The following is a 15,028-nucleotide window of genomic DNA, read 5'->3' as shown; positions in this document are numbered from 1 at the left end:
CCGCCCAGCCCGCCCCGCCGCAACCGGGGCCGGCGACTGCGCCGCCGCCGGCGCCCTAGATGTGGCCTGAGCGGCGACGGCACGCCGCACGGCTAAACTGCGTGCCGTGATGATCACGCTCGACCATGTCACCAAGCAGTACAAATCGTCGGCCCGCCCGGCGCTGGACAACATCAACGTCAAAATCGACAAGGGCGAGTTCGTGTTCCTGATCGGGCCGTCGGGTTCGGGCAAGTCGACGTTCATGCGGCTGCTGCTGGCCGAGGAGACGCCGACCAAGGGCGACATCCAGGTGTCGAAATTCCACGTCAACAAACTGCCCGGCCGCCACATCCCGAGCCTGCGGCAGGTGCTGGGATGCGTGTTCCAGGATTTCCGGCTGCTGCAGCAGAAAACTGTGTTCGAGAACGTCGCATTCGCCCTGGAGGTGATCGGCAAGAAGCCGGAGATGATCAATCGGGTCGTCCCGGAGGTGCTGGAGATGGTCGGGTTGTCCGGCAAGGCCAACCGGCTGCCCGGCGAGTTGTCCGGCGGCGAGCAGCAGCGGGTGGCGATCGCGCGCGCATTCGTCAACCGGCCGCTGGTGCTGCTGGCCGACGAGCCCACCGGCAACCTCGATCCCGATACCAGTGAGGACATCATGGATCTGCTCGAGCGGATCAACCGCACCGGAACCACGGTGCTGATGGCGACCCACGACCACCACATCGTCGACTCGATGCGCCAACGGGTCGTGGAGCTGTCGCTGGGGCGGCTGGTGCGCGACGAACAGCGCGGTGTTTACGGGATGGACCGCTGACGTGCGCTTCGGCTTCCTCTTCAATGAAGTCCTGACCGGGTTGCGCCGCAACGTCACCATGACCGTGGCGATGATCCTGACCACCGCGATCTCGATCGGTCTGTTCGGCGGCGGTCTGCTGGTGGTGCGCTTGGCCGACCAGTCTCGCAACATCTACCTGGACCGGGTCGAATCGCAGGTGTTCTTGAACACCGACGTCGCCGCCGACGACCCGAACTGCGAAGCGCAGGCCTGCAAGGCACTGCGCGAGCGCATCGAGGCACGCGACGACGTGAAGTCGGTGCGCTATCTCAACTCCGACGACGCCTACGCCGACGCGATCCGCAAGTTCCCGGAGTTCAAGGATGTGGCGAGCAAGGACTCCTTCCCGGCGTCGTTCATCGTCAAACTGGAAAACCCCGAGCAGAGCAAGGATTTCGACGCCGCGATGGCCGACCAGCCCGGCGTGCTCAGCGTGCTCAATCAGAAGAAGCTGATCGACCGGCTGTTCGCCGTACTCGACGGGCTGAGCAGTGCCGCGTTCGCCGTCGCCCTGGTACAGGCGATCGGGGCGGTGTTGTTGATTGCCAACATGGTTCAGGTGGCCGCTTACACCCGCCGCACCGAGGTGTCGATCATGCGGCTGGTGGGGGCGAGCCGCTGGTACACCCAGTTGCCGTTCCTGGTGGAAGCGGTGCTGGCGGCGACGGTGGGTGTGGTCATCGCGATCGCCGGTCTGATCGTGGTGCGGGCGCTGTTCCTCGACAACGCGCTCAGCCAGTTCTATCAGGCACATCTGATCGCGCGGATCGACTATGCCGACATCCTCTACATCTCACCGATCCTGTTGGTGCTGGGCGCCGCGATGGCCGGGGCGACGGCGTACGTGACGCTTCGTCTGTACGTGCGGCGGTAGCGGTGGCCAAGAAGGCGGCGGCCAAGCGCAGCGATAAGCAGATCGTTGCGTCGAACCGTAAAGCACGGCACAACTATTCGATTCTGGATGTGTACGAGGCCGGGGTGGCGCTGCTGGGCACCGAGGTGAAGAGCCTGCGGGCCGGCCAGGCCTCGCTGGTCGATGCGTACGCCACCGTCGACGACGGGGAGGTGTGGCTGCGCAACATGCACATCCCCGAGTACAAGCACGGCAGCTGGACCAACCACGACCCGCGACGCGCCCGTAAGCTGCTGTTGCACCGACGCCAGATCGACATGCTGATCGGCAAGATCCGCGACGGCAACCTCACCCTGGTGCCGCTGTCGGTGTACTTCACCGAAGGCAAGGTGAAAGTCGAACTGGCGCTTGCCCGCGGCAAGCAGGCCCATGACAAGCGGCAGGATCTCGCCCGCCGCGACGCCCAGCGTGAGGTCACCCGCGCGCTGGGACGGCGAGCCAAGGGCATGTGATCGGCGCAGCACTGGCACTGCTTTCGGCGGCCGGCTTCGGTTTCAGCGATTTCGCCGGTGGCCTGGCCGCTCGCCGGGTACCGGCGCTGCGGGTGGTGCTGGTGTCCTACCCGGTGGCGCTGGTGGTGTTGGGCGCGCTGGCGATCGGGGTCGGCGGGCCGATCTCGCGGGGCGCGATCGGCTGGGGCCTGGCCTCGGGGGTGGCGCTGGGATTGGGCGGATGGTGGTTCTACGCCGCCCTGGGTTCAGGCCCGATCTCGGTGGTGTCCCCGGTGTCCGCGGTGCTGACGGCGGGGGTACCGGTCGTGGTCGGTGTGCTTCAGGGCGAGCGGCCCGGACGGGTGGCCGCGGCCGGGATCGTGCTGGCCCTGCTCGCCGTCGCCCTGGTGAGCCGGGAGGCCACCGACGAGGACGTCCGGCCGCACCGGTTCACCCGCAAGGTGGCATTGCTGACCGTCGGTGCCGGCGTGGCGTTCGGATTCGACTTCGTCTTCCTGCACGAGGCGCCGGCTGATTCCGGACTGTGGCCGCTGGCGTTCGCGCGGGTGGCGGCGGCGGTGCTGGTGATCACCGCGGCGACCGGCGCCCGGGACCTGCGGGTGCCCACCGGCCGGGCGCTGAGGCTGGCGCTGCTGGCCGGGCTGGCCGATGCCGCTGCCAACGTCGCGATGCTACTGGCATTGCGCGGCTCGCAGTTGTCACTGGCCAGTGTGCTGATCTCCCTGTTCCCGGCGGTGACGGTGGTGCTGGCCATCGTGGTGCTGCGCGAGCGGGTGCATGCCGGGCAGGTGGTCGGCATGGTGGCGGCGGTCGCGTCGGTGGCGATGATCACCGCCGGATAGCGGTATCACAGCGGCGACGCCGGGGTTTAGCATCGAAGTCCATGACCGGCCCCGGTGTGACCCTGCTCGACAAGTCCGAGGTATTGGCGGGGCTGTTCGCCTGCTGGGAATCGCTGGACCGGCTGCTGGCCGGCCTGACCGAATCGCAGTGGTCCCGGCCGGTTCCCCTGCCGGGCTGGTCGGTGCATGACGTCCTCGCGCACATCGCCGGCACCGAATCGATGCTGCTCGGCAGTCCCACTCCCGAAAGCGATCTCGACGTGTCGGCGCTCGAGCACGTGCGCAACGGCGTCGGTGTGAACAACGAGTGCTGGGTGCGGCACCTGCGCGATGAATCCGGCACCGATCTGCTCGCCCGGTTCCGGTCGGTGACCGAGCAGCGGCGCGCGGTGCTGGCGCAGCTGTCCGACGACGACTGGAACGCGCCGACGGTGACACCGGTGGGGCCGGACAGTTACGGCCGGTTCATGCGGGTGCGGGTCTTCGACTGCTGGATGCATGAAACCGACATCCGTGACGGGCTGGGCCGGCCGGCGTCGGATGCGGAGCTGGCCGGACCGGCGGCCCGGCTGGCCCTCGATGAGATGGCTGCCGGCATGGGATTCGTGGTGGGCAAGCTCGCCGGCGCGCCGCAGGGCTCCCGGGTGGCCATCGAGCTGACCGGACCGCTGGCACGGACCGTCCGGGTGGCCGTCGACGGCCGGGCGCAGGTGGTGGACGACTTCGGCGGCCAGCTGCCGACGGCCACCATCACGATGGACGCGGTGGCGTTCACCCGGGTGGCCGGCGGGCGCGCGGCACCCGGGGCGGTCGAACTCGGCGGTGACCGGGAGGTGGCCGCGGGCATCGTCGAGCACCTCAACTACGTCATCTGACGCGGCCAAACCGCGCCGCGGGCCCCGGGGTGTCCCGGGAAGAAATTGTCGCGACCCGTCGTTGCAGACCGGTACCATGGGGTGTCTCGCCGAAACGGCGGGGTAACCGCAGGTGATGCAGAGATAGGGACAGGGGGCTGAAAGGTTTCGACTTCGCGCGTCGAATCAAGGGAAGCGTGCCGGTGCAGGCAGGAGACCACCGTAAGCGTCGCTGTAACCAAGTAAGCGCCAAGGTTGCACTTACTCCGGCTAAGGTCGCTCTTCAGAGCGACTTCGCCCTCGCTGCCTAAGCGACGGCGGGCCTGTCAGACCGGGACCTCCCTCGGCCCGGACCCTGGCATCGACTAGAGGGATCCACCGATACGTCCGGTCGCGGGATTTATCGGGACACCAACAGCGACTGGGATCGTCATCTCGGCTCGTTCGCGTGACCGGGAGATCCGAGTAGAGGCATAGCGAACTGCGCACGGAGAAGCCTTGAGGGAATGCCGTAGGACCCGGGTTCGATTCCCGGCAGCTCCACACCAGGTAGCCGGCCAGAGCCACCCGCTCTGGCCGGCTTTCCTTTTGGGCCGACCGGTGGGACTCGCGCTCCGTGCGGCGTCATGGCATCCGGCGGCGGTATCAGTCGGGGTCCGTTTTTTCCGGGCGGTCCCAGGACTCGGGCAGCAGCGGCACCACGGGGGCGGCCCCGAAGGCGTCACCGCGCAGCCGGACCAGCCCCGTCGAGCACGCATCGCCTCGGCGCGCCGTACCGGTGAAGCCCAGCGGCCCGGCGCCGGTCTCCGAGGCGGCCGAGGCCGGATCGACCGGAAACTGCGTCGACTCGGCGTCGAGGGCCATGGTGGCGTCGGCGTATTCCTCCATGGCCACACGCCGGCGGCGTCGTGCCCGCAACGGCGCCCGCACCGACGGTGCCTTGGCAGCGGTGGCGGCCGAAACGCCGGCGGCCGGTGCGGTGGCCTGGTCGCGGTCGATCAGGGTGGGCCCGGAGTCTTCGGCATAGCCCCCGAAGACCAGATAGCCCGAAATCTCCGCGCCGCCCACGGGCAGTGCCGGCCCGCTGGTCGCCGGAGTGGCCGGGCTCGCGGGTGCCCCTGCTGCGGCTCCCGCGATGGGGCTGGCCAGGCCGTAGCCCATCAGGTCGGGACGGTCGGATACCGGTGCGCGGTGCGCCACTGCGCCCAGCGCCGGGGCGGGCGTGGGCTGCGGCTCGGACGCCTCGGGCGCGGGCTCGGACTGCGGCTGCATCGAGGCGATGAAGTCGTTGATGGCGGAGATGAACAGCGGTAGGAAGATGGGGATGCGCACCGCAATCGTTATGAGGTGCAAGACATTCGACCAGAAGACGATGTTCCAGAACCAGAACCAGAACCAGAAGTTCGCCTCATCAAGCGGATCCGTCGGGTCTTCGCCGCCGGGGCCGGCGTCGGCGGCGACGATCGGCGGGGCCGGTTCGGTTCCGGGCAGCGACGCCAGTGCCGCACCGGACACCGCCTCATAGGTCGTCATCACCGTGGCCGCCTGAACCCACATGCGGGCGTAGTCCGCCTCGTTGAGCGCGATCGGGATGGTGTTGATGCCGAAGAAATTGGTGGCGGTCAGCACCCCGTGGACAGTGTGGTTCAGCGCCAACTCGGCCAGGGTGGGCATGGCCGCCAGGGCGGTGCTGTAGGCGGCCGCCGCGATTTCGTGTTGCGCGGCGCTGCGCGCGCTATCGGCACCGGCCCGGGTCAGCCAGTCGAGGTAGGGCGCGTGGGCTGCGACGTAGCTGTCGGCGCTGGGGCCGTTCCACGTTGTCGACCGGGTGGCGCCGAGCACGGTGACAAGCTCGGCGGCGATCGCGGAGTATTCGGCACTCAGCGCCGACCAGGCTCCCGCGGCACCGAGCAAGGCGCCCGGGCCGGGTCCGTTGCTCAGCAGGGCGGAATGCACCTCGGGTGGGGATGCGATCCAGATCGCAGCCATCAGCGTCTACAGCGCCCGGTTATCGGCGCGGGCGAGAAACTCGGCCGCGCGGCAAGCGGATCTCGCGCGCTGTCCGCATCATGACACCGAAGTCCGCGAAACGGGACTTGCCACATGGCGTGAAGATAGCAATGCCTAACCTAAATTTAAAGTGCTTGCCGGGTGGAGTGATCGAGCCCATAGCCACCCGCCCGGAGCGCTCCGCTGCAGGCCACGCGGCCGTGGCCGGGCCCGGCCAGCGGCGATAACCTGGGGTATGCCTGCGAAAACCGAGATCCGGGTGGCCCGGGTCTACGACGAACCTCGCCCCGAGGACGGGCAGCGGATCCTGGTCGACCGGGTGTGGCCGCGGGGGTTCCGCAAGGACGACCCGCGGGTGGGGCACTGGTTCAAAGACGCGGCGCCCTCCCGCGAGCTGCGCAGTTGGTACAACCACCAGCCCGAACGCTTCGACGAGTTCGTCACCCGCTACACGGACGAACTGCGTACCCCGCAGGGCGCGGCCGCGTTCGACGGCCTGCGTGAGCTGACTCGCGGCAAAAAGACCGTCACCCTGGTGACCGCGACCCGCGACCTGGACGGCAGTCAGGCGGCGGTGCTGGCCAAACTGCTCGACCAGCACTGAAGCCGGGGCCAGCCCGCCACGCTAGCTGCGGCCTGCGGTGGTGATCAGTGTGCCGATCGGGATGCTCACGATCAGCGCCGCGACGAACAGCCGGTAGGCGATCAGCGCCCAGCCGCGCCGTGCCGGGCGCCGCACCACATAGAGCAACCACACCAACACCACGAACAACACTGCGGCACCGATGTCGAACACCACGATGCGGTCGGTGACGACACCGAGCACGATCGCCGCGCCGGAGAGGTTGAACGCCGCCGAGGTGAGCGCCGCCGCGCCCGGCGTCAGTGGCTCGGCCGCCAACAATGCTTGCCCCGCACCCAGCACCAACTGGCCGACCCCGAGCACCAGCACCAGATAGGCGACCGCCCACACGCCGTGACGGGTCGGTGACGGTGCGGCGATGGCCGCCGCCAGCGCACCGCCGGTGACGATCGCGGTGGCGCCGGCCACCACAAAAGGTTTGAACGAGGCCCGCTGATCCCACAGCGCCAGCGCCGCCGGCCGCTGCGGCGGGTCGTTCGGGCCGGCCACCCCGGCGGCGACGTCGTTCATCGCCGGACCTCGTCGCCGCCTGGACAATTCATCATGATCACGCCTCCGGGCTTGAGATTACCGGGGCGCGGCATCGACCCGCCGCACCGCGATCCGCGTCGCGTGCAGCGCCGCGCTGCCCGGTTGCCGCAGGTCCGGGGCGGAGGCGACAGCGCCCGTTGCCTAAAATCGGCAGGTGACTTCTGATTCCCCGGCCGCCCGCATGGGGCTGCCGCGGGAGGTCTTCGTGTTGCTCGGTGCGAATTTCCTGATCGCGCTCGGCTACGGGGTGGTGTCGCCGGTATTGCCGGTCTATGCCCGCCATTTCGGCGTGAGTATCTCCGCGACCACCTTCCTCATCACCGCGTTTGCGCTGATGCGCCTGTGCTTCGCGCCGGTGAGCGGTCTGATGGTGCAGCGGCTGGGGGAACGCCGGGTCTATGTGACCGGCCTGCTGATCGTGTCGGTGTCGACCACCGCCTGTGCCTTCGTTCAGACCTACTGGCAGCTGCTCGTGTTCCGCGCGCTCGGCGGTGTCGGTTCGACGATGTTCTTCATCGCCGCGGTGGGCCTGATGATCCGCATCAGCCCGGCGGATGCTCGCGGGCGGGTGGCCGGGATGTTCGCCACCGCGTTCCTGCTGGGCACCGTCGGCGGTCCGGTATTAGGCAGCCTGACAGCCGGTTTCGGTCTCAGCGCGCCGTTTCTGTTCTACGGTTCGGTGCTGCTGGTCGCGGCCACCGGCGTGTTCGTCAGCCTGCGCCATTCGCATCTGGCCGAACCGGCCGACTCGACCGGGCCGACGGTGTCGGTGCGCGCAGCGCTGGGCCATCGCGCCTACCGGTCGGCGCTGCTGTCCAACTTCGCCACCGGCTGGTCGGTGTTCGGCCTGCGGGTGGCGCTGGTGCCGCTGTTCGTCACCGAGGTCTTAGACCGCGGACCGGCCTTCGCCGGTCTGGCGCTGGCCACGATCGGGATCGGCAACGTGTGCGCGGTGTTGCCCAGCGGCCACATGTCCGACCGGATCGGCCGCCGAGGCCCGCTGATCACCGGCCTGGCGGTGGCCGGCGTCGCGACGCTCTTGCTCGGTGCGAGCTCGTCGCTGGCGATGTTTTTGGCCGCGGCATATCTGGCCGGTCTGGCCTCGGGCATGTACGGGGCGCCGCAGCAGGCCGTCATCGCCGACCTGGTCGGCAACCAGGCCCGGGCCGGAACCGCGGTGGCCACCTACCAGATGATGTCCGACCTCGGGTCGATCGTCGGGTCGCTGGTGGTCGGGCAGATCGCCCAGCGGCTGTCGTTCGAGTGGGGCTTTGCGATCAGCGGCGCGGTGCTGCTGGTGGCAGCCGTGGCCTGGGTGCTGGCACCGGAGACCCGGGCACGCAGCCCGATCGGCGAAATCACAAGCGCGACATGGCTAGGCTCGGTAGATGGTGACGCTGGACCGGCTGGTCAACGTAGTGGGCAGCTACGGGGTTCATCTGCGGTTCTGTTCCGTCCCGCGGACGACGCAGCTGAGCAGCGTCGTGATGCACGAGGTGAACGGTGATCGCGCCGTCATCGGCGACGTCCTGCTGGCCGTCGGCGCCCGCTCGGTAAAGGAGGCGGTGCGTTGGGCGGTGGCCGCCAAGGCCGTCGCCGTACTGGTGCGCGACGGCGAGGACAAGACCGCCTTCGCCGGCGAGGGCGAGTCGCTGGCGGTGCTGGTGCTGGATCCGGCGGTGTCCTGGAGCGAGCTGGCCGCTGTGGTCTACGGGCTGGTGCTCGAAGGCCGGGAGACCGAATCGGGCCGCGGCCCAACGGATCTGTTCGCGGTCGCCGACAGCCTGGCAGATGCCGTCGGTGGAGCGGTCACCATCGAGGACCACCTCGGCCGGTTGCTGGCCTACTCGCGCGGCCAGCGGCACGCCGATCCGGCGCGCTCGGCGACGATCCTGGACCGCCAGGAGGCCGCGTCGCTGCGGCGGTTGTTCGAAAAACGCGGCGTGCTCGAGCATCTGGACCACCACGACGAGCCACTGTTCGTCGCCGCCGACCCCGAGCACGGCCTGACCGGCCGGATGGTGGTGGCGATACGCGCCGGCCGCGAGCTGTTGGGAGCGGTGTGGGTCGCGTGCCCGGCCCCGCTGAAAGGGCAGCGGTTGACGGCACTGGCCGACGGTGCCCACACCGTGGCCTTGCACGTACTGCGATCGCGGGCCAGTGCGGACCTGGAACGTCAGGTCGAATCCGAGTGGGTGACCCGGCTGCTGGAGGGCCACACCGACCCGGCCGACGCCGCGGCCCTGGTCGCCCGGTTGGGTCTGCCCCGGGCGCCGCTGCGGGTGATCGTGGTGCACACCCGGATCGCGACCCAACCGCACGCCGGGCTGTTGCTGGTGTTCGAGGCCGTCACCACCGGGTTCGGCTGGTCGCGTCCCGGGCGCAGCGCGCTGGCCGCCAACACGGTCTACACGGTGCTGCCCGCTCAAGACGCGGCGCAGGCCCGGCAATGGGTGAGTGGGCTGCGCTCGGCGCTGCCCCCGCAGGCCACTGTGCTGGCCGGAATCAGTGCGGTCGCCGACGTGGCCGAGTTGGCGGCGGCGCGCCGCGAGGCCGAGGAGTGCCTTGAGCTGCACCAGGCCGCGCCGCCCGACACTGCGCCGCCGGCCTACGACGAGGCTTGGGACGAGATCGTGCTGCGACGGCTCTACACCGCGGCCCGCGCCGGCCGGGTACCGGCGCGGGGGCCGGTCGCCGAGCTGCGCCGCCACGATGCGGCACATGGGACCCCGTACGTGGCTACGCTGCGGGCCTGGCTGGATGCCCAGGGCGATCTGGCGCGGGCGGCGGAGCGGCTGGGCGTGCACAAGAACACGCTGCGCTACCGGTTGCGCAAGATGGCGGAGGTGACGCCGCTGGGCCTCGACGATGCCCGCGCCCGGTTCGCGGCGATGATCGAGCTAGCGGCCGGTGACATGTCGGTTTTCGACAAACGCTGACGTCGTCGTTGTGTGATTCGGTCAAGCCGGTTTTCGGTGTTCAGCGCATCATGGACTAATGGGTGCGGACAATCGGATCGACGGCGTGCCACGGTCGGTGATCGTGGTGGGCGCCGGCATCGTCGGGTTGTCCACCGCCTGGTTCCTGCAGGAACGCGGCGTGCAGGTCACCGTCGTCGATCGCGTCGGCGTCGCGGCCGGTTCGTCGTGGGGCAATGCCGGCTGGATCTCGCCGGCCCTGGCCATCCCACTCAATGAGCCCGCCAACCTGCGCTTCGGGCTGCGGTCCCTGCTGAGCAGGGGCGCGCCGCTGCAGATCCCGCTCAACGCGGGCCCGGCGCTATGGGCCTTCTTGGCGCGCTTTGCCGCGAACAGCCGCCCGTCGGCGTGGCGCCGCGCGGTGCGGGCCAACGCGCCGCTGAGCGCCGAATGCATCGAGGTCTACGACGTGCTGGTGGCAAACGGGGTGGATGCCCCGGTCACCGATGCCCCGATCACCGCGATCTTTCGCACCTCGGCCGACGCCGAGCGCCTGCTCGACGAGTTGCGGCGGTTCTCCGAGGCCGGCCGGCCGGTGTACTGCACCGAACTGACCGGTGCGGCGCTGCGCGAGCGGGTGCCGTTGGCGTCGTCGGCGGTGGCCGCCGCGGTGCAGATCGACGGCCAGCGCTTCCTCGACCCCGGCCGGTTCGTGACAGCGTTGGGACGCGCGGTGGTGGACCGCGGCGCCGAGCTGCACACCGTGGACGTCACCGACGTGACGCCGTCGGGGGACGGAGTGGTAGTGACGGGCCATGACGGTACGACATTGACCGCGGCGGCAGCGGTGATCGCCAGCGGTGCCTGGCTGTCGCAGCTGGCGGCCCGCTGGGTTCGGGTGCCGGTGCGGGCCGGACGCGGCTACTCCTTCACGGTCCCGGTCGACGGCCCGGTCACCGGCCCGATCTACCTGCCCGATGCCCGGGTGGCCTGCACACCGCTGAACGCCAAACTGCGGGTCGCCGGAACCATGGAGTTCGGCGATCCGGACGCCCCGGTCACTCCCGCCCGCGTCGAGGCCATCATCGCGGCGACCCGGCCGCTGCTCGACGGGGTGCGCTGGGCCGAGCGCACGGACGTGTGGGTGGGCCCACGCCCGGTCAGCCCCGACGGGCGCCCCCTGGTGGGCGAGGTGTGTCCGCGCACCGTGTACGTCGCCGGTGGACACGGGATGTGGGGCCTGACGCACGGTCCGGTGACCGGTCGATTGCTGGCCGAGCAGATCACCACCGGCAAGCAGTCCACCGTGTTGCGTGAACTCGACCCGCTGCGCTGAATCTATCTGATACCCAAGCCAATTGAAGTTTGTAAAGGAGATTGTCGATGGCTGATTCGCAAGGTGTCTGGATGACACAGCAGACCAAGGACCGGCTGCTGGCCGAGCTGGCCGAGTTGTCCGAGCCGCACATCGGTTCCAGTAGCGCTGACATCACCGAACAGCAGGCGCGCCAGGCCCGGATCCACCAGATCCATGACCTGCTGGCGGTCGCGGTCGTCGGTGAGGATCCGCCGGATGACGGTGTGGCCGAGCCCGGCATGGTGCTCACGGTCCGCTACGACGACGGGGACACCGAGACCTTCCTGCTGGGGGTGCGCGACGACGACCAGAGCGGGCTGGACGTGTACTCGCCGCAGTCACCGCTGGGCAAGGCCATCACCGGGGCCCGTCCCGGCGAGCAGCGCAGCTACCAGGTGCCCAGCGGTGCCAGTGTGACCGTCACCCTGCTCGACGCGGTGCCCTACGGGCTGCATCAGACCCAGCATCCGGCCTGAACGGGTCGCCGAGTGACCAGGTGTTTTGAGCCTGGGTATGGCGGTGGTGTAGCTTCGATGAGCACGACACCGCGGGGCTATGGCGCAGCTGGTAGCGCACCACACTGGCAGTGTGGGGGTCAGGGGTTCGAGTCCCCTTAGCTCCACTCATTTTTTGAGTACCGGCGTTCGCTCTGCGTTGACCAGGCAAAAATGCGAGTAGGCCGCCTGGTGAACGCAGATTCAACGTCGCTGATCCGCATCAGTGCGGTAACGAATCACATTGCGCGCCGAGTAACTTACACCGCTGTGATACGGTTCCAATCGCAGTCGAAAAACTGCGTGTCCGGGGGGCTGGATACTACAATCGGAGTTTGCGTTGAAGAGCCTCGGGAGACCCGGTATCGCGATATTCGCCGGTATTGGCTTGTGTGCAAGTGCACTGATTTTCAGTGCCAGTGCGGCAGCCGCGCCATCAATGGCGCCGCTGCCGATAGGTGGGCCGATCTGTAACGGCGGCCTCACCGCGTTCGTGGGACCGGCGGGCGCCGCAGCGCCGGCTGATGCGACGCTGGTCGACACCACCGCAGTGGTGGCGGGGGCTCCTTGTGGGCCGGCCGCCGCGGACCTGACTACTCTCGCTGCTCCTGTTGTGCCGATGGGACTTCCCGGGCCGGTTCCGCCGGTGCCGATCGCCCCGATTCCGGTGCTGCCGGGAGCGCCTCCTCCGGTGCCGCTGGTGGCGCCGGGACCGGCCGGAGCCGCCGCGGCGAGTCCTCTCGTGGGAATGGCTGCAGACGCTGCCGGCGCCCCCATCGGCCTGGCCGGCGGCACCAAGTAAGCCCCTCGGTAAAGGGCCTGCGACCATCTGGCCGCGGGCCCTTTTCCGCGCGTTGAATTCGCGGGAAGAATAATTGTCGAATTGTTATTCCGATGCGACGTTTTTGTTGCGATCCTATGGGGGCAATATCGAATAAAATGGCGGCAGTCAGGCGTCAATAATTCGTCGCGGCGTGCCCGCGCAATACCCGGCGATATCGTCGACGATATCCCGGTAAAACCGGTCCATGCATTTCTCGGTGACATACCCGAGGTGCGGCGTGAGCACGGTATTGGGCAGGGCGGTCAAGGGATGGCCGGCCGGTAACGGCTCCTGACCATAGACGTCCAGCCCCGCGCCTCTGATCCGGTTCGTGCGCAGCGCTTCGATCAGCGCCGCCTCGTCGATCAGGCCGCCGCGGGAGGTGTTGATCAGGATCGCGCCGGGTTTCATCGCGGCGAGCTCATCGCGGCCGACGATGCCCCGGGTCGTCTCGGAGAGCACCAGGTGGATCGACACGACGTCGGCGGTCTCGAAGAGCCGGCGCCGGTCCAGCAGCTCCGCCTGCGCTTCGGCAGCGCGTTCCGCGGTCAGGTTCGGGCTCCACGCCGTCACCCGCATGCCGAAGGCGTGGCCCACCGCGGCGACCCGCCGGCCGATGCGGCCCACTCCGAGCAGTCCCAGCGTCGCCCCGGCCAGATCGGCGCCGACGGTCTGCTGCCAGCGTCCGGCCCGCAGCGCCGCGTCCTCGACGAGCAGGTGGCGCTGTAGGGCGTGGATCAGCGCCCAGGTGAGTTCGACCGTAGGGGTGATGATGCCGCCGGTGCCGCACACCGTGATCCCGAGCCGGTGAGCGGCCGCGGTGTCGATAGCGGCATTGAACGGGCCGGTGGTGACCAGCAGCTTCAGCGACGGCAACCGGCCCAGCAGGTCGGCGTCGATCGGCGTGCGCTCGCGCATCGCCACCACGACCTCGCGATCGGCCAGCCGGGCGACGAGTGCATCACCGGGTGCGATGTGCTCGCGCAACGCGAGCAACTCGACGGGCCGCGGGATGGCCGACCAGTCCACGGTTTCGGCGATGCCCTGGTAGTCGTCGAGTACCGCGATACGCAACGGCGCGGAAGTGTCCATCTCAGAATGCGTCCGGGTTGCGCTGGATCGCCTCGGGCACCGGATGCTGATACAGCCGGGAGGCGTTCTCCCAGGTCAACTTCTGGATCACCCCGGGGGCCAGGTCGCCGATCTGCTCGTGGATGACACGCTGGGTGTGCGGCCAGGTCGAGTCGCAGTGCGGGTAGTCGGCCTCGAGCATGATGTGGTCGGTGCCGATGCGCTCATGCTGGCAGAACGACGACTGGTCTTCGACGGCGCAGAACCAGAAGTTGCGTCGCAGCACTTCGGCCGGCGACAGGGTTTCACCGAGCGCTTTCCACGTCCCGTACATCTCGTGATAGCTGAGCATGTGGTCGAGCCGGTCGAGAAGCCCTGCGACCCAGCCGATCCCGCCTTCGGACAGGCAGATCTTCAGCTCGGGGAACCGGCTGGGCAGCCCGGAATACAGCCAGTCCACCGCGGCCGAGATCGCGTAGGCGAAAAACAGCACGCCCGCCACGTCGGGCGGTGCATCGTCGGTGGTGGCCGGCGCCGAACCGGACGATCCGATGTGCAGGTTGACTACGGTGCCGGTGTCGGCGCACGCGGCGATGAACGGATCCCAATGGCCGGAGTGAATGCTCGGTAGCCCCAGCATGGCCGGGTTCTCACTGAAAGTGACGGCGCGGAAACCTCTTTCGGCGTTCTCGTAGATCATCGTCGCGGCCAGTTTCGGGTCGAGCAGCCACGGGAGCTGGCATCCGATGATGCGGTCGGGATAGGTGCCGGCCCAGACTTCGTGGTGCCAGTCGTTCCAGGCCCGTACCGATGCCAGGGCGAGGTCGCGGTCCTTGGTGGTCAGCTGCAAACGCTGACCGGCGAACCCCGGCAGGAACGACGGGAAGTTCAGGGAGGCGTAGACGCCGTTGAGGTCCATGTCCTTGATGCGTTCGTGGATGTCCCAGGCGCCGCGCCGCATCTCGTCGAACCGGGCGGGTTCGAAACCGTACTCCGACACCGGCCGGCCGACGACGGCATTGAACCCGACGTTGGGCAGCGCCTGGCCGGCGTAGATCCAGGTCTGGCCGCCGTTGTCGGTCTCGACCACCTTGGGTGCCCGGGCGGCGAGGCTGCGCGGCACGCGGCCTTCGAAGGTGTCGGGGGGTTCGACGATGTGGTCGTCGACCGAGATCACCGTGTAACGACGTTGCGCCCGTGGTGGTTCGGGCAGAAACGTCACGGTGCGCTCGCCGCCGACTTTGGCGGTGGTGAAGTTCGGGTCGGAGCTGAGTTCGTCGATCGATTTCACCGAAAGCCT

General features: G+C 68.8%; 15 protein-coding genes, 1 tRNA gene and 1 other RNA gene. 13 read left to right on the top strand and 4 right to left on the bottom strand.

Annotated elements, in window-relative coordinates; translation table 11 throughout:
• Positions 1-109: 109 nt before the first annotated feature.
• From ftsE to ssrA, 6 genes are all read left to right on the top strand, one after another.
• Positions 110-799, top strand: a complete 690-nt coding sequence (gene ftsE / locus BST28_RS17375) for a cell division ATP-binding protein FtsE (protein ID WP_029249406.1) — start codon at positions 110-112, stop codon at positions 797-799.
• Position 800: 1 nt separating this feature from the next.
• Positions 801-1,694 carry a permease-like cell division protein FtsX gene (ftsX, locus tag BST28_RS17370; RefSeq protein WP_019738139.1) on the top strand — a complete coding sequence of 298 codons (894 nt, stop codon included), beginning with the start codon at positions 801-803 and terminating at the stop codon, positions 1,692-1,694.
• 2 nt (positions 1,695-1,696) lie between these two features.
• Positions 1,697-2,185 carry an SsrA-binding protein SmpB gene (smpB, locus tag BST28_RS17365; protein WP_019738140.1) on the top strand — a complete coding sequence of 163 codons (489 nt, stop codon included), beginning with the start codon at positions 1,697-1,699 and terminating at the stop codon, positions 2,183-2,185.
• On the top strand, positions 2,182-3,027 hold the full coding sequence (locus tag BST28_RS17360; RefSeq protein WP_083082087.1) for an EamA family transporter: 846 nt from the start codon (positions 2,182-2,184) through the stop codon (positions 3,025-3,027). Before smpB ends, BST28_RS17360 begins: the two co-directional genes overlap by 4 nt.
• 41 nt (positions 3,028-3,068) lie before the next feature.
• Positions 3,069-3,902, top strand: a complete 834-nt coding sequence (locus BST28_RS17355) for a maleylpyruvate isomerase family mycothiol-dependent enzyme (protein ID WP_083082086.1) — start codon at positions 3,069-3,071, stop codon at positions 3,900-3,902.
• Positions 3,903-4,035: 133 nt separating this feature from the next.
• Positions 4,036-4,427, top strand: a transfer-messenger RNA (tmRNA) gene (gene ssrA / locus BST28_RS17350).
• Between the two features lie 99 nt (positions 4,428-4,526).
• Here ssrA and BST28_RS17345 read toward each other — a convergent pair.
• Entirely contained in the window at positions 4,527-5,870 is a 1,344-nt protein-coding gene (locus tag BST28_RS17345; RefSeq protein WP_083082085.1) for a PPE family protein, read from the bottom strand.
• A 256-nt stretch (positions 5,871-6,126) separates the two neighbouring features.
• On the opposite strand from BST28_RS17345, the gene BST28_RS17340 reads away from it, so the two are divergent.
• On the top strand, positions 6,127-6,495 hold the full coding sequence (locus tag BST28_RS17340; protein ID WP_083082084.1) for a DUF488 domain-containing protein: 369 nt from the start codon (positions 6,127-6,129) through the stop codon (positions 6,493-6,495).
• 21 nt (positions 6,496-6,516) lie between these two features.
• Here the strand turns inward: BST28_RS17340 and BST28_RS17335 are convergent, their stop codons facing one another.
• Positions 6,517-7,044: a hypothetical protein gene (locus BST28_RS17335; RefSeq protein WP_083082083.1), complete on the bottom strand. Its 528-nt coding sequence runs from the start codon at positions 7,042-7,044 to the stop codon at positions 6,517-6,519.
• A 202-nt stretch (positions 7,045-7,246) separates the two neighbouring features.
• Between BST28_RS17335 and BST28_RS17330 the strand changes: the two genes are divergently transcribed.
• The 6 genes from BST28_RS17330 (at position 7,247) to BST28_RS23720 (ending at position 12,636) form a co-directional block, all read left to right on the top strand.
• Complete coding sequence (locus BST28_RS17330) at positions 7,247-8,572, top strand: MFS transporter (RefSeq protein ID WP_083082082.1); 1,326 nt, start codon at positions 7,247-7,249, stop codon at positions 8,570-8,572.
• Positions 8,454-10,004 carry a PucR family transcriptional regulator gene (locus BST28_RS17325; RefSeq protein WP_065288838.1) on the top strand — a complete coding sequence of 517 codons (1,551 nt, stop codon included), beginning with the start codon at positions 8,454-8,456 and terminating at the stop codon, positions 10,002-10,004. The genes BST28_RS17330 and BST28_RS17325 overlap by 119 nt, the downstream gene beginning before the upstream one ends.
• A gap of 58 nt (positions 10,005-10,062) precedes the next feature.
• Positions 10,063-11,319: an NAD(P)/FAD-dependent oxidoreductase gene (locus BST28_RS17320; RefSeq protein ID WP_083082081.1), complete on the top strand. Its 1,257-nt coding sequence runs from the start codon at positions 10,063-10,065 to the stop codon at positions 11,317-11,319.
• A 47-nt stretch (positions 11,320-11,366) separates the two neighbouring features.
• A complete protein-coding gene (locus tag BST28_RS17315; protein WP_083082080.1) occupies positions 11,367-11,816 on the top strand; it encodes a GreA/GreB family elongation factor in 450 nt (149 codons plus the stop codon).
• A gap of 73 nt (positions 11,817-11,889) precedes the next feature.
• Positions 11,890-11,962 (top strand) — tRNA-Ala (locus tag BST28_RS17310).
• A gap of 311 nt (positions 11,963-12,273) precedes the next feature.
• Positions 12,274-12,636: a hypothetical protein gene (locus tag BST28_RS23720; RefSeq protein WP_133054308.1), complete on the top strand. Its 363-nt coding sequence runs from the start codon at positions 12,274-12,276 to the stop codon at positions 12,634-12,636.
• Positions 12,637-12,783: 147 nt separating this feature from the next.
• Here the strand turns inward: BST28_RS23720 and BST28_RS17305 are convergent, their stop codons facing one another.
• Positions 12,784-13,749 (bottom strand): D-2-hydroxyacid dehydrogenase family protein, encoded by a 966-nt coding sequence (locus BST28_RS17305; RefSeq protein ID WP_207570124.1) that lies wholly within the window; start codon positions 13,747-13,749, stop codon positions 12,784-12,786.
• A gap of 1 nt (position 13,750) precedes the next feature.
• Positions 13,751-15,019, bottom strand: a complete 1,269-nt coding sequence (locus tag BST28_RS17300) for an amidohydrolase family protein (protein WP_019735687.1) — start codon at positions 15,017-15,019, stop codon at positions 13,751-13,753.
• Positions 15,020-15,028 lie beyond the last annotated feature (9 nt).

Source organism: Mycolicibacter kumamotonensis (assembly GCF_002086285.1).
Lineage (GTDB): Bacteria > Actinomycetota > Actinomycetes > Mycobacteriales > Mycobacteriaceae > Mycobacterium > Mycobacterium kumamotonense.
This window is presented reverse-complemented; position numbering and strand designations above follow the sequence as displayed.